The sequence below is a fragment of the Rhizobacter sp. J219 genome (genome assembly GCF_024700055.1).
Lineage (GTDB): Bacteria > Pseudomonadota > Gammaproteobacteria > Burkholderiales > Burkholderiaceae_C > Rhizobacter.
In genome coordinates, this window is record NZ_JAJOND010000001.1 from 1,136,619 (window position 1) to 1,160,090 (window position 23,472).

Annotated in this window: 19 protein-coding genes; 1 reads left to right on the forward strand and 18 read right to left on the reverse strand. The window is 68.6% G+C overall.

Annotated features, from left to right (window positions below):
- Positions 1 to 61: 61 nt before the first annotated feature.
- From LRS03_RS05245 to LRS03_RS05270, 6 genes are all read right to left on the reverse strand, one after another.
- Positions 62 to 772, reverse strand: coding sequence for a copper-binding protein (locus LRS03_RS05245; RefSeq protein ID WP_489739912.1), 711 nt, complete (start codon positions 770 to 772; stop codon positions 62 to 64).
- A 5-nt stretch (positions 773 to 777) separates the two neighbouring features.
- Positions 778 to 1,344 (reverse strand): periplasmic heavy metal sensor, encoded by a 567-nt coding sequence (locus LRS03_RS05250; protein ID WP_257824314.1) that lies wholly within the window; start codon positions 1,342 to 1,344, stop codon positions 778 to 780.
- A 12-nt stretch (positions 1,345 to 1,356) separates the two neighbouring features.
- On the reverse strand, positions 1,357 to 2,778 hold the full coding sequence (locus LRS03_RS05255) for a multicopper oxidase family protein (RefSeq protein ID WP_257824316.1): 1,422 nt from the start codon (positions 2,776 to 2,778) through the stop codon (positions 1,357 to 1,359).
- Positions 2,779 to 2,789: 11 nt separating this feature from the next.
- A complete protein-coding gene (locus LRS03_RS05260) occupies positions 2,790 to 4,265 on the reverse strand; it encodes a TolC family protein (protein WP_257824317.1) in 1,476 nt (491 codons plus the stop codon).
- On the reverse strand, positions 4,262 to 4,654 hold the full coding sequence (locus LRS03_RS05265) for a hypothetical protein (protein WP_257824319.1): 393 nt from the start codon (positions 4,652 to 4,654) through the stop codon (positions 4,262 to 4,264). Before LRS03_RS05265 ends, LRS03_RS05260 begins: the two co-directional genes overlap by 4 nt.
- A gap of 115 nt (positions 4,655 to 4,769) precedes the next feature.
- Positions 4,770 to 5,189, reverse strand: coding sequence for a hypothetical protein (locus LRS03_RS05270; protein WP_257824321.1), 420 nt, complete (start codon positions 5,187 to 5,189; stop codon positions 4,770 to 4,772).
- Between the two features lie 274 nt (positions 5,190 to 5,463).
- Between LRS03_RS05270 and LRS03_RS05275 the strand changes: the two genes are divergently transcribed.
- Complete coding sequence (locus tag LRS03_RS05275; protein WP_257824323.1) at positions 5,464 to 5,988, forward strand: hypothetical protein; 525 nt, start codon at positions 5,464 to 5,466, stop codon at positions 5,986 to 5,988.
- Positions 5,989 to 6,004: 16 nt separating this feature from the next.
- Here the strand turns inward: LRS03_RS05275 and LRS03_RS05280 are convergent, their stop codons facing one another.
- The 12 genes from LRS03_RS05280 to LRS03_RS05335 form a co-directional block, all read right to left on the reverse strand.
- Positions 6,005 to 9,142, reverse strand: coding sequence for a DUF2272 domain-containing protein (locus LRS03_RS05280; protein WP_257824325.1), 3,138 nt, complete (start codon positions 9,140 to 9,142; stop codon positions 6,005 to 6,007).
- 21 nt (positions 9,143 to 9,163) lie between these two features.
- Positions 9,164 to 12,646 (reverse strand): N-acetylmuramoyl-L-alanine amidase, encoded by a 3,483-nt coding sequence (locus tag LRS03_RS05285; protein WP_257824326.1) that lies wholly within the window; start codon positions 12,644 to 12,646, stop codon positions 9,164 to 9,166.
- 117 nt (positions 12,647 to 12,763) lie between these two features.
- Complete coding sequence (locus LRS03_RS05290; protein WP_257824328.1) at positions 12,764 to 14,326, reverse strand: hypothetical protein; 1,563 nt, start codon at positions 14,324 to 14,326, stop codon at positions 12,764 to 12,766.
- An 11-nt stretch (positions 14,327 to 14,337) separates the two neighbouring features.
- On the reverse strand, positions 14,338 to 15,177 hold the full coding sequence (locus tag LRS03_RS05295; RefSeq protein WP_257824336.1) for a hypothetical protein: 840 nt from the start codon (positions 15,175 to 15,177) through the stop codon (positions 14,338 to 14,340).
- Positions 15,178 to 15,186: 9 nt separating this feature from the next.
- Positions 15,187 to 16,407 carry a hypothetical protein gene (locus LRS03_RS05300; protein WP_257824337.1) on the reverse strand — a complete coding sequence of 407 codons (1,221 nt, stop codon included), beginning with the start codon at positions 16,405 to 16,407 and terminating at the stop codon, positions 15,187 to 15,189.
- Positions 16,408 to 16,419: 12 nt separating this feature from the next.
- Positions 16,420 to 17,796, reverse strand: a complete 1,377-nt coding sequence (locus tag LRS03_RS05305) for a hypothetical protein (RefSeq protein WP_257824338.1) — start codon at positions 17,794 to 17,796, stop codon at positions 16,420 to 16,422.
- 23 nt (positions 17,797 to 17,819) lie between these two features.
- On the reverse strand, positions 17,820 to 18,890 hold the full coding sequence (locus tag LRS03_RS05310) for a hypothetical protein (protein ID WP_257824339.1): 1,071 nt from the start codon (positions 18,888 to 18,890) through the stop codon (positions 17,820 to 17,822).
- Positions 18,891 to 18,914: 24 nt separating this feature from the next.
- A complete protein-coding gene (locus tag LRS03_RS05315; protein ID WP_257824340.1) occupies positions 18,915 to 20,150 on the reverse strand; it encodes a hypothetical protein in 1,236 nt (411 codons plus the stop codon).
- 754 nt (positions 20,151 to 20,904) lie between these two features.
- A complete protein-coding gene (locus tag LRS03_RS05320; protein WP_257824341.1) occupies positions 20,905 to 22,287 on the reverse strand; it encodes a S8 family peptidase in 1,383 nt (460 codons plus the stop codon).
- On the reverse strand, positions 22,284 to 22,877 hold the full coding sequence (locus LRS03_RS05325) for a hypothetical protein (protein ID WP_257824342.1): 594 nt from the start codon (positions 22,875 to 22,877) through the stop codon (positions 22,284 to 22,286). The genes LRS03_RS05320 and LRS03_RS05325 overlap by 4 nt, the downstream gene beginning before the upstream one ends.
- Complete coding sequence (locus LRS03_RS05330; RefSeq protein WP_257824343.1) at positions 22,811 to 23,233, reverse strand: hypothetical protein; 423 nt, start codon at positions 23,231 to 23,233, stop codon at positions 22,811 to 22,813. The genes LRS03_RS05325 and LRS03_RS05330 overlap by 67 nt, the downstream gene beginning before the upstream one ends.
- Positions 23,223 to 23,471 (reverse strand): hypothetical protein, encoded by a 249-nt coding sequence (locus LRS03_RS05335; protein ID WP_257824345.1) that lies wholly within the window; start codon positions 23,469 to 23,471, stop codon positions 23,223 to 23,225. Before LRS03_RS05335 ends, LRS03_RS05330 begins: the two co-directional genes overlap by 11 nt.
- Position 23,472 lies beyond the last annotated feature (1 nt).

Consider the following 23,472-nt stretch of genomic DNA (forward strand, 5'->3'; position numbering starts at 1 on the left):
GAATGTCCAGCGCCACGCACGAAAAACCCTTCATGCCCCGTTGTCAATCGAGTGGGCTCCATCACTTGACGACTTCAAGCGTGGTGACGGTGAAGGCGCCGTTGATCTTTTCGGCGGTGAAGCGCACCTTGTCTCCTGGCTTCACCTGCTGGAGCATCGCCGGGTCCTTCACCTGGAACACCATCGTCATGCCGGGCATGTCGAGGTTCTTGATCTCGCCGTGCTTCAGCGTGAGCTTCTTCGTTTCGGTGTCGACCTTGCGCACCTCACCGTCGGCCCACGAGGCCGCCGTGGCAGACACCACCTTGACGGCGCCCTTCATGCCGGCGTCGTAGTGGCCCGGCTGAAGGCAGGCGAAGTCGACCGTGCCGGACTTGGTGAACTGCCAGACCACCTCGCCCGTCTTGCCCGGGGCGACGGTCACCATGTTCGGATCGGCGTGTTCCATCTCGGGGAACTTCTTCATCACCTCGTAGTGGTCCTTCAACTCCTTCTCGGTGCCCAGCACGAACTCGTGCTTGAGCTGCCCCGAGTTCTTGACCACGAAGCGGATCGTTTCGCCTTGCTTGACGGCGACGCTGGCGGGGTTGAAGCGCATGTTGTCGGTCATGTCGACCTGGACCGTGCGGTTCACTTTCGCGGCCTTGCCGGGCACGCCGATGGCGCCGCCGGCGTGCGCATGGGAGTGGCCGTCACCGGGCTTGCCCCCGGCGAACGAGGTTGCGGACATCGCCAGCGCGGCGATGGTGAGGGCGGTGCGGAGTGTGTTCATGGCGATCAGTGCTGATGAGGTTGATGGTGTGAGGAAGGTGCCTTCTGCGAGCTGCCATAGCCACGCAGGCTCGAATAGCGCTGCACCTGATGGGCGTCGAGCAGCCCGGTCTGGGCGATGTGGGTCTTGAGGTGCTCGGCTCGAAGTTGCGCCTGGAGTTCACCCACGCGTGCCGCGGCCTTGTCAACGGCATCCGGTGTGGCTTCGCGTTTTGCGAAGAGGCTGTCGAGGTGGCGCTCGGCATCGACCAGGGCCGCACCGAGGCGCGAGGCTTCGCGCCGGTGCCGGTCCATCAGCTGGCGCGTGGCATCGGCCTGCCCTTCGCTGAGGTGCAACTCCTTCGACAGCTCCAGCACATGCAGCGGGCCCGGGTAGCCATTCAGCTCGGCGGCCTTGGCCAGGCCCGCGCCGTGGCCCGCGAGCAGGCCAGCGACTTCGCTATCGGAGAGCGACTTGATCGCGCGTTGCTGTTGCCCGGCGTAGGGCGTTGCGACGACAGCTTCTGCATGCGCGGCGCCAGCCGCCACAAGCGCCAGGGCGGCGATCAGGCGCGGTGGAAGATGAGGTTTCATGGAGATTTCCTTTCAGTGGTGGCCGCTGTGGCCGGATGAACCGCCTTGCGGCTTGCGGACCTGCACTTCGATGTCCTGCTTGGGCTTGCCGCGCGAGGGCATTGACTGGCCGCCTTCGGAGGCAAAGCGCGCCGGCTCGGGCAGCGAGCCGGTCCATTCGAAGGCGTTGGTGCCGCTCGGGTGCTTGAACCAGCCGGGGTCGGAGTAGTCGCCGCGCTTCTGCTCCTTGCGTACCTTGAGCACGCTGAACATGCCGCCCATCTCGACCGAGCCGAACGGGCCTTCACCGCCCATCATCTTCGCGGTGTTGTCGGGCAGCGGCATCTCCATCTCGGCCATGTCGCCCATGCCGCGCTCGCCCATCACCATGTAGTCGGGGATCAGCTTGTTGATCTCCTTGACCACGCCTCGATGGTCAACGCCGATCATCGTGGGAACGTCGTGGCCCATCGCGTTCATCGTGTGGTGGCTCTTGTGGCAGTGGAAGGCCCAGTCGCCCTCCTCGTCGGCGATGAACTCGATCTGGCGCATCTGGCCGACCGCCACGTCGGTGGTCACCTCGTACCAGCGTGTCGACTTCGGGGTCGGCCCGCCATCGGTGCCGGTCACGAGGAACTCGTGGCCGTGCAGGTGGATGGGGTGGTTCGTCATCGTCAGGTTGCCGAACCGGATGCGCACCTTGTCGCCCTTGCGCACGTTCAGCGAGTCGATGCCGGGGAAGACGCGGCTGTTCCACGACCAGAGGTTGAAGTCGAGCATCGTCATGATCTTGGGCGTGTAGGCGCCCGGCTCGATGTCGTACGAGTTGAGCAGGAAGACGAAGTCGCGGTCGACCTCATCGATCAGCGGATGTTTCGCCTTCGGGTGCGTGACCCAGAAGCCCATCATGCCCATGGCCATCTGCGTCATCTCGTCGGCGTGCGGGTGGTACATGAAGGTACCGGGCCGCCGCGCGATGAACTCGTAGACGAAGGTCTTGCCCGGCTCGATGGCCGGCTGCGTGAGGCCGGACACGCCGTCCATGCCGTTGGGCAGGCGCTGACCATGCCAGTGGATGGAGGTGCGCTCGGGCAGCTTGTTGGTGACGAAGATGCGCACGCGGTCGCCTTCGACCACCTCGATGGTCGGCCCCGGCGACTGGCCGTTGTAGCCCCACAGGTGCGCCTTGAAGCCCGGCGCCATCTCGCGCACGACCGGCTCGGCCACCAGGTGGAACTCCTTCACGCCCTGGTTCATGCGCCAGGGCAGCGTCCAGCCGTTGAGGGTGACGATGGGGTTGTAGGGCCGGCCGGTGCTGGGCACGAGCGGGGGCATGGTGTTGGGCGTGGTCTGGACCACCGGCTCGGGCAAGGCGGCCATGGCGACCTTGCTCACGCTCGTGGCGGCCACGGCGCCGGCGGCGCTGCCCAGGAGGAAGTTGCGTCGATTGGTCATGATGTTCGTGTTCAGTGGGCGGCACCGGCCTTGGCGCCAGCGGTGGGCGCGGCGGCCTCCATCGCGGGGCCGCCCGTCGGCCGGCCGATCAAGGTGGCCTGCAGCGCGGCGTCTGCGAGCCAGAAGTCGCGCTGGGCGTCGATGGCCTGGATGACGCTGCCGATCTGTTCGCGAGCGTCTGCGAGCAGTTCGAAGACTCCGATGAACATGCCGTTGTAGCGAAGCAGGTTTTCCTCGGAGATGGTCTTGCGCAGTGGCACGATCTCGTCGCGATAGTGGCGCGCCAGGTCGTAGGCGGTGCGGTAGGCGCCGTAGCCTTCGCGCACCTGCGAGCTGGCCGTCACCGCGAGTGCGGCGGTGCGCTGCACGGCCGACATGTAGGTGGCCTGCGCACGGGTGCGGCCGCTGTCGCCGAAATCGAAGATCGGCAGCGGCAGCTCCACCACGAAACCCTTCTGCGGCGGCTCGCCGCTCTCGCTGTTGCGTGCGATGCCGATCTCCATGCCGTTGACGAAGCTCGTGATGCGGGTGAGCCCCTGTTCGCGGGCGGTAACGTCCAGGCTGGCGCGTGCGAGCCGCACGTCGAGGCGCTGGTCGAGGCCGGCCTGCAGCACCGATGTCTCGTCGCGCGGAGCGGCAGGCAGGTCGGGCAGGCGATCCGGCAGCTTGAGCGCGGCGGCCTGCTGATCGTTCAGGCCGAGCGCGCGGACCAGGGCTTCGCGCGAGGCAACGGCGGCCTGCCGGGCGCGCGCGAGCTGCGCCACTGCCTCGGCCGAGAACGCCTGTTCGCGCGCACGCTGCAGCTTGCTGAAGTTGCCCACCGCGTGCATGCGCCGCGCGAGCTCCGCGCTGGCGTCGGCGGCCTTCTTGACCTGCTCCGCATACTGCAGCGACTGCTGCGCCGCGACCGCCTGCACCCAGGCCTGGCGCGCTTCGGTTGCGGCCTGCACGACCTTGCCCGCCAGGCTCAGTCGGTTGGCCTGGTAGGTGTCGTCGGCGCGGCGCAGGCGCGACGGCAGCAGGATCAGGTCGAGCACCGAGAAGCTGATCAGGCGGCCGATCTCGACCTCGCGCTCACCGCCTCCGCTGCGCACCATGCGCTCGAACTCGAACACCGGGTTGGGCAGCCGCGCGGACTGGGTGGCTTGCGCGGTCTGCGCGGCACTCTCGTAGAGCATCGCCTGCAACGCCGGGCTGTAGGCGAGCGCGATGCGCACCGCGTCGTCACCGCCCAGTGGCTTGGCCAGCAGGGCGTCGGTCTCGGCGTTCGCCTGCCGGCGCGCCTCATCGCTGGTCAGCCACTTGACCTCGGCACCGAGGTGTTTGCGCGACAAGCCTTGGACCTCGTTGAAGTTGTCCTGGACGGCGGTGCTGGCACAACCGGCGAGGGCCACCGCCAGCGCGACCAGCGTGAAATGTCTCAAGGGACCCGGCAGGCGGCTGGAGACGCCTGCGGGCCGTGGCGTGGAGAGGGTGATCGGTCTCATGGCTTCTTGTGCATGGAATGGCCGCCGTGGCCCTTGTGGGCGTCGTGCGGCGTGGAGGCCGGGTTCGCAGGTGCCGGTGACCTGGCGGGCGCCGGGGCCTGCCCGGGTGTGCTGGCTGCGGGTGCCTGGGGCATCGGTGCGGCATCGTCGCTGGCGGCTTCGCGGGCATAGGCCTGCCAGCCGCCAATGCGCCCGACGTTGTCATTGGCTTCGCGCCAGGGCTGAACCTTCTGGTCGCCGAATCGGCGGTAGCCGTCGAATGCGGACACATACGGCGCAGGCTTCGCGGCTTGTGGCCGGGGCGCGGTCTGTGCCGATGCCATAAGCGGCACGGCGGCCACGTGGGCCACGAGCGCCGCAGCCAAGGCGCCACGGAATGGAGTCGTCATGGAAATCCTCCTCTCAAGGCTGCGCGCCCTGGGGGTCATCGCAAGCCATGGACGGAACATTCCCTCGGCGGCAGCACGCAGGCGCGGGTGCGCCTCGTGCCCCGTCAAGGGCGCGTCAGGCGAGGAAGGTTCGAGGAGGTCGTTCCAGGCCAGCGGTCAGGAACACGACCTGACGCTGCGCTATGCCTGGAGAAACGGTGTCGGAAGCCACGCCGGCTTCAAGGGAGAGGCCGGACATGGGCAAGGCCATGCCAAGGCAACAGGTGGCGCAGGCGCTGCACTTGAACTTGCCCAACGACAAGGTCGGCAGATCGCTGTCGGCCCGGTCGTCATCGGAGAGGTCGGCAACGGCATCGCCGTGGTGGGACGACGCGTGGTCATGGGCATGATGATCGACCGGGGCTGGGTCGGCAGCCTGAGACGTCATGCGGTGGTGCGTGGGCCCGCAGTTCATCATGGTCGCGATGGCCCAGCTCTGCACGGGCAGAGCGGCCAGCAGCAACCACAAGGTCAAGGTACGGATCCGGGACCACATGGCGCGGAGTCTATCGGATGGGGGCGCACGCACATGAGGGTCCCCGCTATCGCAACGTTGCTATGGGGGAAAGCTTGCACGTCCGACGGCACGAAGATCTGCCGTTCAATGGCGTCGTGCGTGATCCCGTTCGATGTGGCCTTGTCGGTCATTTCTTCCTGGCGGCCGCTGCGCGCATGTGGCTGAGTGTCTTGTGACTGCCTTCGGATGCTCGACTTTGCGGATCGCCGCAAGCGTGGACAGCAAATAATTCGGCCTCTCTGAGAAGGATCACATGAGACACCCCTCCGCTCGCCGGCCGTTCACACGCTCAGAAGCGCCGGTCTCCAAGCAGAAGATGCTCCTGTTTCTGCTCTTCGCGTTCGCGCTGATCCCATTTCTCATCGACTGGGGCGTCCACCTTGTGCTCGAGAACCGCGCAAGGGAGTTCTCACGCGTGCAGGCGCAGATCGTGGTGGCCGCGCCTCCTGTGCTGACGCCCCGATACCTGCGCGGTGGCATGACCACGGCGCTGAGTGTCATGGTGACGTACGACTGGAACGGACGCTCGCGCAGTCTGGAGTACTCCGTGCCCGAGAGGGAGGCGGCCGAATTCGTCGAGAAATACCGATCAGGACAGGGCGTCTCGATCTGGGTCTCGGACACAGAAGTGCAAGTCCACCCGCCCGCTCGAACCGCACTCTTCGAATGGTTTCCGTACCTTTACCTGGTCTGTGGATTCGTCATCGTCCTGGGCTACCTACTTGCGGGCGCGCTGCGTTGGGACTACGAACGCCTGTACAAGCGACGGCGCATCTGAGCCCTCCTGGCAGCGCTCACGCCGCCCACTCGTACGCCAGCGCCTGGGCTGCACTGCCGGCCGGTGTGTAGCGCGCCACCAGCAGGTCGATCGGCCGCTCCTTGATCAGCAGCTTGTGCAGCACCGGGTCCTTCAGCACCGCGCCGATGTCGCGCCGCTCGCCATCGACCGTGACGGCGCGGCTCACGAAGCGCACGCCGTGGCTGTAGTCGGTGTAGAACGCGGGGTGCGGCCCGGCCAGCTGCTTGATACCGCCTTCGGTGCCCTGCAGGATGTCGTGCCAGGTCTTGACGCCCGTCTTCGAGTTCGTCCGCTGGTTGCGCAGCCAGCCGCCGTAGAAGACCAGCTTGCTGCGCATGGCGGGCAGGTCGTCGCTGATGACCACGTCCTTGCGATGGCCGGCGACGAGCGCTCCCCTGCTCTTGCCCGCCGCCGACAAGGCCTTGCCGATGCTCTTCTTGATCGCGTCGCTGTATTCCTCGTAGGCCCAGGTCGAGGGTTGTTTCTTCGCGTCTTTCGTGCCGGCGTAGCGGCGCGGCTCCAAGGTGACGTGCACCGCCTGTGCGTGGATGTCCCACACCATCTTGGGCGTGGGCAGGATGCAGCCGAAGGCGTCGGCCAGGCGTTCGGCCATCGGGCCGCCGAGCGGCACGGTCACGTAGTCGTCGTCGCTGCCCACCGCCAGGTAGTCGGGCATCACGTGGTAGGTGATGGTGTGGGCGCCATCGGGGCTCTTCACCGTCACCGGCACGAAGTTGCGCAGGAAGCCCGGCAGGTTGCCGGCCAGCAGTTGCTCGTACAGGGCCTTGTCGCGCTTGTGGTAGCCCTCGGGCGTCGGCTCTGCCTCGTTCCAGATGTCGGGCAGGCGGATCGCCTTGCTGCCCGGCAAGGCTCCTGCGGCGCGCGGGCGAATACACAGCGGCCTCACGACAGGGCACTGGTTCATGCCCTTCACGTCGCGCAGGCAGGCGTAGTACGGGTCCTTCACCTCCAGTGGCTCCACCCAGCCGCCCGCTTCGTTCGCATCGGCGACGGCCGGGGCACCCGGCGCCTTGAGGATGGCGATCCAGCGGCAGCCGTCCGCGGCACGCTCGGGCAGGCGGCCGTTGGCATCGAGGCTGATCCATTTCTCGCCGACCGTCGAATCGACGTTGCCGCCGATGGTGCGGATGCGCCGCTTCGCGCGGTCGACCTCGACCACGATGTCGCTGTGGGTGGCCTTGCCGCGCACGACGTTGTCATACGTGGTGCCCTGGCACTCGTACTTGATGCAGGCCTTCTTGTCGTTCCTCTGGGTGCAGATCTTCCGGTCCTTGCAGACCAGGTCGCCCAGTTCGGGCACGGCCTCGGTGATGCGGTAGGCACGGAAGGCGCCGGTGTCGCCCGCTTCTCGCGCCTTCTTCGCCGCCGCGATGTAGGTCGCATGCGCCGGGCTGTATTCGAAGCTCTGCTTGCCGCCCGCGGTGCGCACCACCCACGAGATGAAGGCCGCACTCCACGGGTGGCTCTCCTGCCACGCGGCACTGCGCACCTCCGCTTCAGACACCTTGGTGCGCGTGCCGGTCAGCCAGTAGTCGCGCAGGGCCTCGCTCATCTCGGGGGCCGTCTCCTTCTTCTTGCCCCTGCCCCAGCGATCGAACTCGGTGAGCGCGATGTCGACGAGACGCTGCTTCAGGTCGTCGGGCGGGGCGTCGAAGGCCTTGCTGCGGGCCTTGGGCGGCGGGCTGGTGCTGGCGTCCTGCAGCAGCACCGGGCCCCACGCCGCGGGCACCTCGTTGTGGCTCATACCGGCCGGAAGCACGCGGTAGTAGCGCTTCAGCAGCGCGCGGATGCGCTCGTTGCCGACCTTGGCGATGGCCGCGTCGACGGCCACCTTCAGCTCGCCGCTGCGCTTGGCCGTGCCGTCCCAGGCGCAGCACAGCGCGCCGCCGCGGCTGCGCATGTACGGCACCCAGTCGTTTTCGTTGCTGATGCCGGCGAGCATGGCCGCATCGGTGGCGATGTGACGTGCTGCCCAACTCGCGGCCGCGGTGGGCGCTTCGTAGAGGCAGTCGAAAAGGTGCAGCTCGTGCGGGTCGTGGCCGTCGGCCAGCAGCTTCAGCAACCGCGCGCCGCCACCGGAATGCGCGGTCAGCAGCAGGCGGTCGACGTCGAGCGGGCCGATGGCGCGGTTGCCCAGCTGGTCTTTCGCGTACCAGTCGAGCGCCCAGCGCTTCATCCTGTCGAACCCGCCCCCGGCCAGCACCGCGGGGAAGTCGACCACGTCGGACGCCCCGTCGCTGCTCGTCTTGCCGGTCTTCCTGCCGATGGGCACGAGGCCGAGCGTCAGGCGGTCGCGGCGCTCCAGGCTGACGCCGCTCATCGCCTCTTTCTGGCCGAGCGAGATCGGCTTGCCCTTGCCGACGAAGCCGTGCAGGTGGCACACGAGGTCGATCGCGGTCGGCACTTCGGCCGGCACCGTGAAGCGCAGTGCGAGGTTGTCGCCCGAGGCGTGCGGGTTGAGCACCGGGCAATTGACGTGCTTGGCCCCCTGCGCCACCAGCTGCATCGCCGTGGCGCGCGCCGGGGGCTTGAAGCACACGCCGATCAGGTGGCCGCGGATGCCGGTGGCGATGGCGCGTGCCAGGCCCGCCACATAAGCGCTGTCGACCAGCTTGGTGGCCTGCTTGGGGTTGGAGAGGAAGGCCACTTCGAGCAGACAGGCGTCGGTGTCGGCATGGTGGCGGTCGCCGCGGATCACGCCGAAGTCTTTCGTGAAGACGCCGCGGTTGGAGATGCCGGCGTAGTAGGCCACCTGGCTCACGAGCTCCTGCGCGAGTGCCTTGCGGCCGGCCTTGCCCGACTTGCCGATCCAGGCTTCGGTGCCGTCGATGCTGGTCTTGTCGCTGCCGTTGAAATGGATTGACACGAAGACCTTGGCGCCCAGGTCTTTGGCCACCTTGGCGCGGTCGGCCAGCGAGAGGTTGACGTCGGTGTCGCGGGTGAAACGCACGTCGGCGTCTTTCGCGAGCTCCTTGCCGACGCGCAGTGCCACGTCGAGCGCGATGTCGCGCTCCAGCAGGCCGTTGGCGCCGCGGGCGTTGTTGGGCGACGAGCCGCCGATCATCTTGCGGCCGCCATGGCCGGGATCGAGCACGACGATGGGCTTGGGCATGGTGTTCTCCTTCGTCAGGGGTCAGAGCTGGCGCAGCTTGAAGGTCGAGGTCGGCAGGATCACCTTCCAGCTCACGCTGCGGGTGCTGCCCTTGCGGCGCTCGCTCTCGCCGGTGACCTCGGCACCGAGCTCCACCACCTCGAAATTGACGCCGGCCTTGCCGGTGGCGCCGACCTTCTCGGCTGCCTCCTGGCTGCTCTCGGCCGAGACGGTGACCTCGTTGCCTTCCTGCACCGCTTCGAGCTTGAGCGGCCCGCTGGCCGGCAACGTGTACTGCTCCACCCCCTCGGGCATGAGGGCGGCCGCGCCGGTGCTCGCGGCGAGCACGCGCACCGAACCTTGCGGCTTGAGCCACACCTTGGCCCACATCACCGCGCCGCCCGTGACCTCGGCCGACTGGTAGATGGTGGCAACACCCGGCGCCTTGAACTCGGCAAACGCCCGGTGGCCGCGCATCGGCTGGCCGAGGAAGTTCTTCAGCGTGATCACCACGTCGGCCTGGCGCCAGCCGGCCTTGCTCAGGATCTGCGCGCGCCGCTTCGACGACACCTCGATCACCTCGGGCTCGAAGGTGATCGGGCCCTGCGCTTCGGCCCACTCCTGGCCGATGGCCGGCGCCGGCAGTCGCGCCGTGCCTGGCCGTGTGGGCAAGGGCTCGTCGCTGCCGGTCACGGTGACCACAGGGTCGATCTCGCGCCAGCCGATGAAGTTCATCACCGGCACCTTGCCGGCGCTGCGCGCCGTGGCCTGGCCGTAGGCGTCGGGCCCTTCGAAGTCGATCGCCTCCACGCTGTGCAGCCGGTACACCGGGCAGATGTAGAGGCTGACGGTGCGGCCGGCCGGCGTCGCCGGAATGCTGAACGTCAGGTTGTGCGTGACGGTGGTGATGCTGCTGGCCGACTTCAGCTGGCTCAGCTGCTCGGTGTTCTGGCTCGCCACGGTCTCCGTCCACTTCTTGCTGTACTCGATGCCCAGCGAGCCGAGCAACTGCTTGCCGGCGGTGGCCAGCTTGCCGAAGGTGGCGTCGATCTTCGGCTTGAACTGCACCTGGGTCTCGGTGGCGCTGGTCGACGTGATCGAGCTGCTGGTGGTCGTGGTGTCGGCGCGGGTGTCGTTGACGCTCGACTGGATGCTGAACGACAGCTCGCGCGGCTTGCTGCTCGCTTCGCCGAACTGCTTGCTCCACAGGTGCACCCAGTACTCGCGGTGCTGCGGCGACGACAGCGCCATGTCGCCGACGAATTTCTTCGTGCTCGACAGCAGCTCCAGCGGCCGCACCAGTGCAAAGCGCAGCTGCCGCGCCTGGCGCACCGGCCGCGCCGGCGAATACGCAATGCCTTCGACCTCGACACGCAGCTCGGCCATCGAGTTGCCCGGCGCCATCGCATGCGCCGCCTCGAGCTTCGCCCGGTCGATCAAGAGCTTGACCACGCGCGATTCGCCGCGCCCGAGCGACCAGTCGCCCTCCATGCGCTTGAACTGCTTGTCGGCCGCCTGCCCTTCGAGGTGTACCTTGGTCCACACGTCGGTGCCGGTGTCCGACTTCTTCGAGAACTTCACGAAGAGCACCGGCTTCAGGAACTGCTGGTCGTCGCTGCGGTTGGTGATGCGCACGTCGAACTGCGCCTTCTGCGTCGCCTTGCCGCCGGTGGTGAGGTAGAACGGCCACTCGCCCGACGGCGCCTTGAGGCGCTTGAGGTTCTCGAACTCGATGTGCAGCCAGTCGGCGGTCGGCGGCGGGCTGCCGAGCGCGTCACTCCAGTCCTTGGCCCGCGCCGAGGCGGCCGTGTCGGCCTTCAGCTGCTCGATGATCGCCGCGGCCAGCGCCTCGGCGATCTTCTGCTTGTAGGCGTCGCTCGCCAGTTGCTTCGCCTGTGCCGGGTTGGTGAGGAAGGCGATCTCCGCCAGGCAGGCCGCGGTGCCGCTGTGGTGGCGGTCGGGCAGCAGCACGCCGAAATCGCTTTCCTTCACGCCACGGTTCTTCACCTGCGTGGTGCCGGCGAGTTTCGTCAGCAGCTTGGCCGCGAAAGCCTTGCTGCGCTGGCTGGCCGAGCGTGCAACCCAGGTCTCGGTGCCGTCGACGGCGGCGTCGTCCCAGCCGTTGAGGTGCACTGAAAGGAAGAGCGCGGCGCCCTTGTCTTTCGCCGCCTTCGCGCGCTCGGCGAGGCCGACGTTGACGTCGCTCTCGCGCGTGAGGCTCACGTCGGCCAGGCTTGACACCAGTGGTTTGACGCGCCGGGCGATGTCGAGCGTCAGGTCTTTTTCCAGGAGGCCATTGGGGCCGACGGCGTTGTTCGGCGACGAGCCGCCAACGCGCTTGTTCCCACCATGGCCGGGATCGATCACGACAACGGGTTTGGGCATCACAGCCTCCTTCAGGGTGCGGGGGCGGGAGCGGCCTTCTTGTCGCCGCTGCCGGTGTTCGGCGTGTTCGCCGCCGGGTTGGGGGTGTGGCCCTGGATCAAGGCCATCATCTGCGGGTTGGCGAAGCGCTCCATCGGGAAGTAGTCGCTCTTGAACTTGATGTCGACTTCGCCGGTGAGGTCGGCGTGCACGTCGAGACTCGTCGGAGCTGTCCTTCTTGGTCGAGCTGACGTAGGCGATGGTGTTCTTGTTGTAGCCCGCCACGCCCATGCCGAAGAAGCCGCCGGCATAGGTCGACAGGCTCTCGTTCTTGAAGTCGAACTGGCTGGCGGACTGCGCGGTGCCGCGGTCTTTCGCATCGATGCGAAAACCCATCTTGGCGGCGATGCGCCCGCTCGTGACCACGATGCGGTTGATGCCCATCAGCACCATCGTCGACAGCAGCTGGTGGCGGCTGCGCGCGAGGTGGCGGCGCGCCGCGGGCACGAGCTTCTCTTCGATGGCGTCGTCGTCGATCTCGATGTCTTCCGAGAGGCCGAACTGGCCCTTGAAGTCGGGCTTCGCACCTTCGTTGGCGTTGTCGCGTGCGCGCACCTTGGCGCCGTCGTCGCCGATCTCCATCTTCATGCGGTCGGGGTAGGCATTGACGAGGTAGTCACGCGCCTGGTTGTCAGTGATGTTGTCGGCCATGAACTGGTCGACCGTCTTCGCGACGTTCGACAGCAGCTGCCCGTAGGCCTCCATCTGCTGGATCGACGCGTCGACGATGGCGTTGAAGGTGCCCTTGATCAGGTCGGCGACGAAGGTCGGGAAGGCGATCGCGTTCAGCGTGTCGCGGGTGACGCGGGCCACCTCGTTCGCTGCGCGCGGGCTGAACTCGTCGGCACGCGGCCCTTTCGGTGCGGCCGGGCCGGCGAAGGCGCGCACGGGAGGTGGCTGCACCGGGGGCGCGGCCGCGGCGGGCGCGGCCGCGGCCGGCAGCGTGACCTGCCCACGCACCATCGGCGTCTGCCCCAGGCGCTCGGTGGTGGCCCATTCGTCCTGCAGGAGTGCGGCGGCGTAGCTGGCGATCTTTTTCCAGGTCGCCGCGCATGCGCTCGCGGCGCGACTCGGGGAGCTCGTAGTAGGCCGGGCTCGCATCGAGCAGCGCCTTCACCTGCGTCGCGACGAACTGCGAGACCGCCGGGCTCGCGGCCACGCCGTCGGGCTGCGACGTGTGGGCGAAGGGTCCCGGCAAGGGCGGTGGAGTTGACGAGGTCAGCATGATGGTGTGCTCCAGTTCCGTCCTGCGGGGCGCAGGGCCAGGCTCTCGGCGACGGCACCCGGTTCGCCGTGGGCTGTGTTGTCCTTCTTCGCCTCGCCACCTTGATCGGCGGGCTTCTTCTCGGCGGGCTTGGCAGCCACCTTGTCGGCGGCCTTCTTCTCGGCCGGTTGCTCAGCAGGCTGTTCGACGGGCTGCTCGCCTGTGGCGCCCTTGTCGGCTTCGGCCTTGGGTTCTTCCTTGCGCACGGGGCGGATCGCATCCGGCTCCAATGGCTTTTCGGGCAGCTTTGGCGGCGGCAAGGCTTCCCCGATCGGCCGCAGCTTCGAGGGCTGGGCCGGTGTGCGCCGGCTGCGCGGCGAGGTGTAGCGGCCGACGCTGCCGCCGGCCTCCGGGGGCGACGAGAAGGGCTCGGCCTTCGCGTCGGGCAAGGGGTTGGACTCGGGCGCCGCGGTGTTGCCGCGGATGGTCTGCATCTGCGCCGAGCCGGCAAAGCGCTGCAGCGGGAAGTAGTCGCTCTTGAAGTGCAGCTCGACCTCGCCGGTGAGGTCGGTCTCGACGTTGATCTCCTGGTCGCTCGACGCCCGCGAGCTGCTCACGTAGGCGAGCGACACCGACGCACTCGCGCTCCACGGGCCGAAGCCGAAGCTGCCCGAGGCGGCGGTGCGGAAGTCGAAGTCCGACGCGTTCTCCTGGTGCGCGCGGTCGGTGGTGTCGATGTGGAAGCCCATCGTTGCGCGGATCTTTCCGCCGGTGATGACGATGCGGTTCACCCCCATCAGCGCGAGCGTCGACAGCATCTGCAGCCGCGTTTCGGCGAGCTTGCGCCGTGCCGCGGGCACCAGCACCTCCTCGATGCTCGACTCGTCGAGCGAGGCGCCGCCCTCGATGTTGAGGTCGCGGCGGAAGTCGGGTGGCGGTTTTTCGTCGGCACCTGGCGCCGGCACGGCCTGCTGGTTCTGGATGCGGATGTGCTCGGGGTAGCGGCTCGCCAGCCAGTCCTTGGCCTGCAGGTCGGAGATGTTGTCGGCCATGAACTGGTCGACCGTCTTCGACACGTTGCCCACCAGCGCAACGAACGACTCCATCTGCTGGATCGAGGTCTTCACGATGGCGTCGAAGGTGCCGCGGATCAGGTCCGCCACGAAGGTCGGGAAGGCCACGGCCTTCAGCGTCTGCTCGGTGATGCGCGCAATCTGGTTGGCCGCCTGCGGCTTGAAGTCGTTGGCCTGCGCACGCGCCAGCGGCGCGGCCACCTCGCGAGTGCGCTTGACCACCGGCGTCTGCCCGAGCTGGCGCGACTGCCAGCAGATGTCTCGGAAGCATTCGGCGGCGTAGGCCGAGATGCGGGTGAGCTTGCGCGCCAGCTCCTCACGCTCGGGCCGCTGCAGCGCGTGGTACGAGGGTGTGGCCGCCAGCAGCGCCTGCACCTGCCCGCGCACGAGGTCGACGGTCGCCGGCGTGAAGCGGATGCCGTCGGGCGACGGCGGCACGTCGAACGGGCCGCTCAACACGCCGTCCGGCGTGCTGTCGTGGTGGGTGGACGTCGCGGCCAGCATGGTCCTTGCCTTCACTGCCTGGGCACGAGGCCGCTCGCCATCAGCCATTGCGCGGCGGCGGCCTGCGCAGCGGCGCTCGCGGCCGGCAGCGGCGTCTGCTTGTGGTGCAGCAGCGGTATCCAGTCGGCCAGCTGCTGCAGCAGCTGCAGCCCGTTCTGCCCGCGCGCCACGAAGCGGCCGAGGTCGGGCGAATTCGCCCCGAAGAGTTTGGCCAGCAAGGGCCACAGGCCGGTCACCGCGAACTGGCGCAGGAGCCCAGGCTGCTGCAGCACCGCGATCGCTTCGCGCAGGTAGAGCTGAAGGCGCGAGCCGGCCGCGACCGCGTTGCCGTAGGGACGTGCGGCGAGGTTGGCTTCGAGCTGCTGCGCCGCCCAGCGCACCGCGCTGTCGCGCATGGCCACGCTTCCGCCGTAGAGCGGCGGCTCGGCCTGGCGCAGCACGGCTTGCGCGAGCGCGGCCAGGCAACGTTGGAAGTCGTTGTTCGAGCCGCCCTCGCCTGCCGCCGCGCCCAGGCCGAAGAGCCGCGCATACAGCGAATCGCGCTGCTGGCGGTTGAGGTGCTCGCGGCGCAGATGCGAGAAACGCTCCAGCGCGCGGGCGGCACCGGCATCCTGCAGCGGCAGCTCGAAGCGGTGTTCGGCCAGGAGCTCGGCGGCATAGGGCAGCCCGGCCTGCTCCAGCTCGGCATCAAGGTACAGCGCGCCAAGCGCCCGCATGGTGTCGGGCAGGATGGCCGACGGGCCCGAGCCCTGCAGCGACGGCAGGTCGATCGCATACGGGTCGCGCGGCGGCACGGCCGGTGCGCGGTCCAGCAGCTGCTGCGCGAGCGCCAGTGAGAGCTGCAGCGACATCGACGTGCCTCAGGACACAGGCTGCGCAGGCGTCTGCTGCGCCGGTGCGGGGGCGCCCGCCTTGTGGGCCGTCGGCGTCTTGCCGCGGATGCGGTCGATCTGCAGCACGTCGACCATCTTCTCCATCGGGAAGTAGTCGCTCTTGAAGTTGAGGTTGACCTTGCCGGTGAGCTTGGCGTGCATCTCCACCTTGGCGGTGGAGTCGTCGCTGCGGGTGGTGGTCACGTTGAAGTTGCTGGTGTTGTCGACATTGCCCTTGCTGTACCAGGTGTTCTTCTTCTCCACGTCGTCGCCGAAGCCGAGGAAGCCCGAGCCCTTGCTGCTGCGGCTGCCTTCGCGGCCCCACTCGCCCTTGTACTGGTGCTTCCAGTCGGAGGTGCGCTTCTGGTTCATGCGGCGCTTGACCTCGTCCTTGGTGTCCAGCTCGAACATGCACGAGGCCTCGATCTGGCCGTTGGTCACCACCAGCCGGTTCACGCCCATCATCACCATGGTGGCAAGCAGCTGCTGGCGGTCCATCGCCATGCGGCGGCGCGCGGCGGGCAGCAGCGTCTCTTCGGCGGTCGAGTCATCGATCGACGAGGGTTTCTCGGGCAGGCCGAGGTCGCTTTCGAAGTCGGGCATGTTGGCCTCGTCGAAGCCCTCGCGCACCTTGAGCTTCGGGCCCTTGTCCTCGAAGCCGATCTCGAACACCTGCGGGTAGCGGTCGGCCAGGTAGTCGCGGGCGTTGTTCTCGGAGACGTTGTCCTTCATGTACTGGTCGACCGACTTCGACACGTTGGCCACCAGCTCGGCATAGGCCTCCATCTGCTTGATCGACGAGGTGACGATGGCGTTGAACACCCCGTCGATCAGCCCGGCCACGAACTTCGGGAAGTTCACCTTGCTGATCATCTCGGTGAAGGCTTCGCTGCCCTCTTCCGCGGCCACCGCGCCCGACTCGGCGAAACGCTGGCCAGCGCTGTCGCCCTCGGGCAGCGGGGCCTTCCTGTCGGCCAGCTCGCGGGTGATCGGTGAATCACCGCCGAACTGCACCGACTGCGGCTGGCTGCGCCCATCGGCGCCGCCGAGGATGTAGGCGAAGGCCTTGACGGTGTCGTGCGCGAGCGCCTGGCGCCGGGCCGGTGGCAGCGCCTGGTAGGCCTCGCTGTGCACGAGGTGCGAACGCACGCGCTCGCGGATGTCTCGCAGCAGCGGGGTGTCGGGCAAGGTGGCGTTCGAGGTGGACACGGGAGCCTCCACTCAGGGTCGTGCCGGTGTCGGCAGCGCCGGCACCCCGGGCGCGGCCGGCAGCGCGGGCATCGGCGGCAGCGGTGGCGCGGCCGGTGCCGGCGCGGCGGGCGCGGCCACCACCTGGGGTGCGAGGCCGGCCGCGGTCTTGTCGCGGATCTGGTTGACCTGCAGCGCGTCGACCATCTTCTCCATCGGGAAGTAGTCGCTCTTGAAGTTGACCTTGACCTTGCCGCCCAGCTTGGCGTGCAGGTCGATGGTCTGCTCGTCGGCGCGGTCGCTCGCCGTGTGCATCTTGAAGTTGGCGGTCTCGGTGCGCGCACCCTTGCTGTACCAGGTGGTCTTGGTGTCCGACGCATCGCGGGCGCCGATGTTGCTGCCGAAGAGGCCCGCCTTTTCCTTGTTCGAGCGGTTGAAGCTGCCGTCGTTGCCCCACTCGTTGCCGCTGGTGTTGGTGCGGTCGAAGTCGCTGGTGCGCGCGGCGTGGCTGGTGCGCGCGCCGTGCGTGTCGAGCTCGAAGAGGCACGAGGCCTCGATCGTGCCATTGGTCACCACCAGCCGGTTCACGCCCATCATCACCATGGTGGCGAGCAGCTGCTGGCGGTCCATCGCGATGCGGCGCCGCGCGGCGGGCACGAGCTGCTGCTCCACGTTGTCTTCGTCGATCGAAACCACCGGCGAGGCCAGGCCCAGGTCGGCGAAGAAGTCGGGCAGGCTGTTCTCGTCGTGCCCCTCCTTGGGCTTGAGCCTGGGGGCGTCGCCGGCGATGTCGACTTCCAGGTGGTCGGGGTAGCGCTCGGCCAGGTAGTCGCGTGCGTTGTTCTCGGTGACGTTGTCCTTCATGTACTGGTCGACCGACTTGGAGACGTTTTTCACCATCTCGGCATAGGCCTCCATCTGCTTGATGGAGGTGGTGACGATGGAGTTGAAGACGCCGTCGATCAGCCCGCCGACGAAGCCCGGGAAGTTGACGTTGGCGATGGTCTCGGTGAAGGCCTGGCTGCCTTCGAAGGCGGCTTCGCCCAGGTCGCCGCGCTGGCGCCTCGGGCCGCCCTCTTTTCCGCCCGGCTGGGCACCCGGCGCGGCCGCGAAGCCTCCGCGCTGCGGCATCGCCCGCACCGCCGCGCCGGGCTTGATGGCAGACACCGGCCCGGCCATCGCCTGGGCGGGCGCGAAGGCACCCGCGTTGCCGCCCAGCACCACCGCGCCCGGCACGTTGTCGCCCGCCTCGCCGCCGGCGATGTAGCGCAGCGCATTGACGGTGTCGTGGGCCACCTGGCGCTGCTTGTCCTTGTCGAGCGCGCGGAAGGCCGGGCTGTTCATCAGCCGCGTGCGCACCTGCGAGCGGATCTCGTCGAGCATCGCGCCGTCGGAAGCTGTGGCCGCCATGTTGCGCTCCTAGGGTCTGTGGACTAGTGCATCGGCGCCCAGTCGGGCGCCGCCCATGCCGCCGCTTCGGCTGCGCTGATCGGCATGGCCGGTGCACGCGGTGCGGGCTGCGTGGGTGCCGATTCGAAAAGCGCCGGCCGCAGGTACAAGGCCAGGCGCGCCGGCAGGTCGGGCCGCACCCAGACCGACAGCACCGACACCGTGCCCGGGCCGGGGTAGCCATCGGGGGTCAGCGCAAGCAGCCAGCGATCCAGGCCCTGCAGGCTCTTGGGGCGCTCGGTCATCTGCAGGCGCATCAGCGCCATCAGCTGCGCCGGCGGGTCGGGCAAGGCGTCGAGGTTGACGTCGAGCCGCAGCTCGATGCCCGAGCGTGTGGGCCGAAGGGTGAGCATGCAGGTGTCGGGCGGCAGCGTGAAGCGCGCACCGAGCACGAAGGCCAGCGCACTCATCAGGCCGGCGTGACGGCTGCCCAGGCCGAGCTGGTCCATCAGCGGCTGCAGCGCGGCCAGCGCGAGCGGCCGGTCGATCTCGAACGACACCTGGTGGCTGCCGCTGCTGCGCCCGCAGCGCACGGTGCTGAGCGCGGGCGCGAGGCCCGGCAGCGACTCCATCGCCGTGCGCACGATGCGGTAGAGCGCCGAGGGCAGCGTGTCCATGAGCTGCGGGCCCCACTCGTATTGCGCGAACGACTCGGAGCAGCCGTTGCGGTCGAAGCTGCTGCCGAAGCGCGCGCCCATGCTGGCGCAGCGCAGGTAGCCGCCGCCGCGCATGGTCTCGGTCTTGCCGTCGAGCCAGTGGCGGGCTTCGCGCCCGAAGTTGCGCTCGACGATGCGCGACATCGACCGTGTGGCGCTTTCGATGCGATCCGACGGCGTGATGCCCGGGCCCTCGGGCTGCACGACGAAGGCCAGGTGCTCCGGCGTGGTCTCGGTGTAGTGCGGCGACAGCGGCACGCTGCGGTGCGGCCCGAGCGGGTAGGACAGCGATCCGTCGACGATGTCGGAGACATCCTCGTCGGGCGCCGCCACCCCCAGGCGCTGCGACGCGCGTGAGATCAGCGACTTGGCCAGCGTGGCCACGTTGTGGGCGTGCATGAGAGGCTCCTTGAGAGGCGCGCCTCAGCGCATCGCCGGCAGCAGTTGCTGCAGCTGGTCGAGGCTGGGCGCGCTGCCGGACGACACCATCTGGCGCAGCTTGTCCATCACGTCGCCGCTCGCGGCCCCACCGCCGCCGCCGAAGGTGGGCATGCTGCCGGTGTAGGGGCTGTCCTGCGGCTGCGAGAACTTCTCGACCTGCGCGTCGCCGTAGCTGCGCGCGGCCAGCCAGGCCTGCGCATGGGTCTTGAGCTGGCGCTCGTCGCCGATCGGAATCGAGCCGCGGATGAGCGCTGCCCCCTGCGCGTTGCCGAAGTCGAAGAGCGGCTGCGCGCTGTTGACTTCGAGGAAGGCTGGCAGGTATTTCGCGAGCAGCTCGTGGATGCCCTTCTCCGCCTCGCCGACGTTGATGGCCATCAGCAGGTTGGGCACGCTGCCGAACTCGGTACGCGAGACACGCTCGATGACCTGGTAAGGCGAGCTGACGCCGAACACCGCCTGCAGCGACGGCATCTTGAGGATGTTCATCGCGGTGGAAAGGTGCTGCACCAGCCGCCGTGCCAGCGACTGCGTGCCGCCCCAGCCGTAGAGCGAGGCATTCGCGAGCACGTCGCGGCCGGCCTTGCGCACCTGCTCGACGGTCAGGCTCATCGCACGGGCGGCGCCGGGTTGCAGCAGGTCCGAGATGGTCTGCTGGCGGTCGTGCTCGGCGAGTGCCGCCACGAAGCGCTGCAGCAGGCCGTCGCGGTCGCGGTTGGGCACCACCTCCTTCGACACCTCGGTGTTCGGGATGCCGAGCACACGCCCGTAGATCGAATTGCGGGCGCCCTCGTGCAGGCGGTCTTCGCTGCTCCAGTAGTAGTCTTCGAGCGCCTTCGCCGCCGCGTCGTAGTTCATCGGCAAGAGGCCCTGCATGTACAACTCGGTGATGCGGTCGACGCAGCGGATGACGTTGGCCCTGTCGAGCTGGTAGGCCTGCGAGATCGACCCCACCGCGCGGGTGCCGTCGGGGTTGAAACCACTGTCGGTGCCGCCGGCGCCGTTGAGAGGCGGGATGGTCAGCGTCAGCTCGGGAGGGGTGCCTTCGACGTACTTGTCGACGCCGATGCGCACCTGGTTCGGGAAATAGTCAGAGTCGAGCGCCACCATGCCCGCGTTGTCGGCGGCGAACTTCGACACCGAGGCCATCTCCTGGTAGGTGATGGTCGTCTTGCCGGCGTTGTCCGTGCGCCCGGGCAGCAGCGCGATGGTCGCGGCCACCTTGATGTACAGGTCGCGGTTCTTTTTGCCGCCAGCCTTGGAGGGGTGTCTTTCAACGAAAGCAGCGCGGCCTCGTCGATGGCCGGGCCGAAGCTTGCGCTCAGCGGGTCGAAGATCTCCTTCAGGATCAGCGAGCCGACGACGACGGCGCTCACGTCGGCGTCTTTCGCGGCCGAGCCGCCGCCGCCCTGATAGAAGCTGGTGTCGAGCCGCGCGAAGACGGCGTTGACGAAATTGGTCTGTGCTGCCTGGTCGAACCCTGGGGGAAGCCCGCGCGGGTCGAAGGAATATGTGACTGCCATGGCTTTCTCCTGTTGCCAGAGTTGATCGAAGAGAGACTCGAACTTCTTCACCTGTGCCTTGCTCGCGAGGCGCGATGCCACGTTGAGCACCACGCCCTCGATGTCGGGAACACCTGGCGGAGCGCGTGCGATCTCCAGCCACCGCTTGGCTTCTTTGAGCCTGAAATTCAGTTGCGGCCGGTTGACCAGCGCCCAGCCGAGCAAGGCGGCGGGCGCAAAGAGTGGCAGGGCCAGCGCGGCGATCTGCGCCGACGGCGCACCGGGCCGCGCCACGGCGACGAGTGCCTGCAGCTCGGCGCGCTGCGCGGCGTCGAACGTGGGCTCCAGATCGCACAGCAGCTGCCAGTACGCGCGGCGCAGCTTGTCGGCCTGCGCACGCGAGGCGCCGTCGTCGCGGGCGAGCTTGCCGAAGGCGCGGGCCACGCGCCACAGCGAGCGCTGGATCGATTCGCTCATGGCTTGCGCCCCTTTCCGGCGTTCCCGACTTGCATCCAGCGGTCGAGTGCGTGCAACGCGGCTACCGCGTCGAGCTGGCCGTGGCCGGTGTCGCGGCTGAAGCCGCCCTGCCCCAGCGGCTTGCAGCTGTCGATCAGCAGGGCCTTGGTCTGCGCACCGTCGAGCCGGTGCCCGCTGCGGCGGGCGCGTGCCTTCATCAGGCTCGCCACGCCCGACACGAACGGTGCGGCGAACGAGGTGCCCGAGCTGTGCTGGTAGCCGCGCACGCCACAGCTCAAGATGCGCTCGCCCGGCGCCGCCAGCGCGACGTGCGCGCCCTGCGTCGAGAAGCTCGATCGCCGGCCCTGCGCGTCGACCGAGGCGACGCAGATCACCTCGGGCAAGGCCGCCGGGTAGATGACTTCCTCGATGCCAGAGTTGCCGGCCGCGGCCACGAGCGTGCAGCCGCGGCTCGTGGCATAGGCCACCACTGCGCGGTGCGGCAGCGGTGCCTCGGGGTCGAGGCCCGAGGCCGGGGTGCCGAAGCTCATGTTGACGACGTCGGCGCCGAGGTCGACGGCGACCTTCACGCCGCCATCGATGTCGGGCTGGCAGCCCACGCCGACACGCTTGCCGCGGCGCTCGTCGAGTGCGCCGGCCAGCACGCGCACCGCGAGCAGCAGGTTGCGCCCGCCCACGCCGCGCGGCAGGTGCCAGCCCTGCGCGCCGATGATGCCGGCCACGTGGCAGCCGTGGCCCACGTCGTCGTAGGGGTTGTAGTCGAGGCCGCGCGAGTCGCCCACGAGCTTCAGCTTGTCGGCCACACGGCCCATGCCGATGTCGACGGTGTCGTAGCCAGCCAGGCATTTGCGCTGGAACTCGGGGTGGCCGACGATGATGCCGGTGTCGACCACGGCGGTGGTGACACGCTCGTCGCCCGGTTCCATCGCGAGGGCCGCCGGCGCATTGACCTGCTCGTGCGGTTGGCGCGCGGCCTGCATGTCGGGCAGCACGGCATGGTGCGTGGAGTCTTCGGTGCACACCAGCATCTGCACGCCCACCGATTCGACGGCGGCGAGGTCGCGCAGGGCCGCGACCACCGAGTCGGTGGCCTCGCGGTCACCGAGTTGCACGCGGTAGCAGCGCGACAAGCCGAGCGACTCCTCGGTGTCGTCGAAATGCGCGTGGTGCTCGCCGAAGCGGCCGAGCGAGCGGCGTGCGTGGTAGACCGTCTCGATGCGCGCACCGCCGCCGTAGCGCGACAGCGCCGCGTCGATGCGGCCACCGTCGAGGCGGCTCGCTGCGCGGCCCGCGCCGGCCAGGCAGTCGAGGTGCGCAGGCACGTGCGACGGCGCTTCGCCGCTGCGCAGCGTGAGCATCAGGTGGCCGGGGCGCCTCATTCGCGCGCTCCCAGCGGGGCCCAGTCGTCGAAGGCGCTGGCGCTTTCGTGTTCATGCGCGTGGTCCGCATCGCCGACCGCGAGCTCGTACGCCATCACCTGCCCGCCCGGCAGGTCGATCTCGAGCGTGCCGCCTTGGTGCTCATCGGGCAGCTGCACCAGCAGGTGGTCGGCCTCGGCTTCGGCGAGCGCGAGCGGCTGCGCATTCAGGCGCACCTCGGGCCAGCGTTCGCCTTCGGCCAGGTTGGCCCCCATCACCGCGATCTGCCGCTGCCCCGGCGCCAGCCGCAGGATGGGAGGCGTGCGTGGCGGCTTGGGCATCGGTGCGGGCGGCATCGTCGACACCGGTGGCCTCGGGAAGAACGGCGGCGTCTTGATCGGCGGCCGGGGCAGCGGCGTGCTGGCGACCGGGGGCGCCGGGCGTGGCGCGGGTGGTGGCGAGGGTTGGGGCGTGGGCGTCACACCACGCACGACCGGCGTGCCGCGTTCGATCACCGAGCGCAACCGGTCGAGCGACACATCGGTCAGGCGCGAGATGGTCTGCATGCCGGTCGAGGCGCGCAGCTGGTTGAGCTGTGCGAGGTTGCGCACCCCCATGCGCTCCAGGCGCTGCTGCTCGTCGCCCGACAGGCCGAAGTCTCGGTGAGCGGCGCACTGCGCGTGGCCGCCATCGACACGGTGTTCTCCTCGATCATCGGCTTGGTGATCGTCGTGAAGCCGAAGTTGACCGTGCTCGCGCCGGACTCGTTGGGCCCCGCCGGGCGGAAGCGCACGTTGCCTTGGGGATCGAGGTCGACAAACACCTTCAGCTCCATTTGCAGGTCTTTGAGGGCATAGGTGAGCGGCCGGTTGACCGCTTTGAGGCGCAGGGCGTCCTGCACGCGATCGAGCTGCGTGGTGATCGCGTTGATGAAGTCCTCGACAGGAAATGCGCCGTCACTGGCCACGGTCGTCCCCGTCGATCAAGGTGAAGCTCATGCGCAGCGGGTGCACCGGCGGCAGGAAGCCCGCCTTCCAGCGCGAATGCGGCGGGCTGCCAAGGAGCGTCAGCGTGCCCTGGTGCTCGGCCATCTGCAGCTCCACCGGCAGCTCCAGCGACAGCTCGGTGACCGTCAGCCCGTACGCGGGCGCATCGGCCACCGAACCCACCAGCGCGAGCAGCGTGTCGGCGAGCGGGCGTGTCATG

What these genes read in the sequence shown, in the direction of transcription:
- LRS03_RS05245 (WP_489739912.1), bottom strand. Translation starts at nt 772, where the DNA reads ATGAACACACTCCGCACCGCCCTCACCATCGCCGCGCTGGCGATGTCC.
- LRS03_RS05250 (WP_257824314.1), bottom strand. Translation starts at nt 1,344, where the DNA reads ATGAAACCTCATCTTCCACCGCGCCTGATCGCCGCCCTGGCGCTTGTG.
- LRS03_RS05255 (WP_257824316.1), bottom strand. Translation starts at nt 2,778, where the DNA reads ATGACCAATCGACGCAACTTCCTCCTGGGCAGCGCCGCCGGCGCCGTG.
- LRS03_RS05260 (WP_257824317.1), bottom strand. Translation starts at nt 4,265, where the DNA reads ATGAGACCGATCACCCTCTCCACGCCACGGCCCGCAGGCGTCTCCAGC.
- LRS03_RS05265 (WP_257824319.1), bottom strand. Translation starts at nt 4,654, where the DNA reads ATGACGACTCCATTCCGTGGCGCCTTGGCTGCGGCGCTCGTGGCCCAC.
- LRS03_RS05270 (WP_257824321.1), bottom strand. Translation starts at nt 5,189, where the DNA reads ATGTGGTCCCGGATCCGTACCTTGACCTTGTGGTTGCTGCTGGCCGCT.
- LRS03_RS05275 (WP_257824323.1), top strand. Translation starts at nt 5,464, where the DNA reads ATGAGACACCCCTCCGCTCGCCGGCCGTTCACACGCTCAGAAGCGCCG.
- LRS03_RS05280 (WP_257824325.1), bottom strand. Translation starts at nt 9,142, where the DNA reads ATGCCCAAGCCCATCGTCGTGCTCGATCCCGGCCATGGCGGCCGCAAG.
- LRS03_RS05285 (WP_257824326.1), bottom strand. Translation starts at nt 12,646, where the DNA reads ATGCGAGCCCGGCCTACTACGAGCTCCCCGAGTCGCGCCGCGAGCGCA.
- LRS03_RS05290 (WP_257824328.1), bottom strand. Translation starts at nt 14,326, where the DNA reads ATGCTGGCCGCGACGTCCACCCACCACGACAGCACGCCGGACGGCGTG.
- LRS03_RS05295 (WP_257824336.1), bottom strand. Translation starts at nt 15,177, where the DNA reads ATGTCGCTGCAGCTCTCACTGGCGCTCGCGCAGCAGCTGCTGGACCGC.
- LRS03_RS05305 (WP_257824338.1), bottom strand. Translation starts at nt 17,796, where the DNA reads ATGGCGGCCACAGCTTCCGACGGCGCGATGCTCGACGAGATCCGCTCG.
- LRS03_RS05310 (WP_257824339.1), bottom strand. Translation starts at nt 18,890, where the DNA reads ATGCACGCCCACAACGTGGCCACGCTGGCCAAGTCGCTGATCTCACGC.
- LRS03_RS05320 (WP_257824341.1), bottom strand. Translation starts at nt 22,287, where the DNA reads ATGAGGCGCCCCGGCCACCTGATGCTCACGCTGCGCAGCGGCGAAGCG.
- LRS03_RS05335 (WP_257824345.1), bottom strand. Translation starts at nt 23,471, where the DNA reads ATGACACGCCCGCTCGCCGACACGCTGCTCGCGCTGGTGGGTTCGGTG.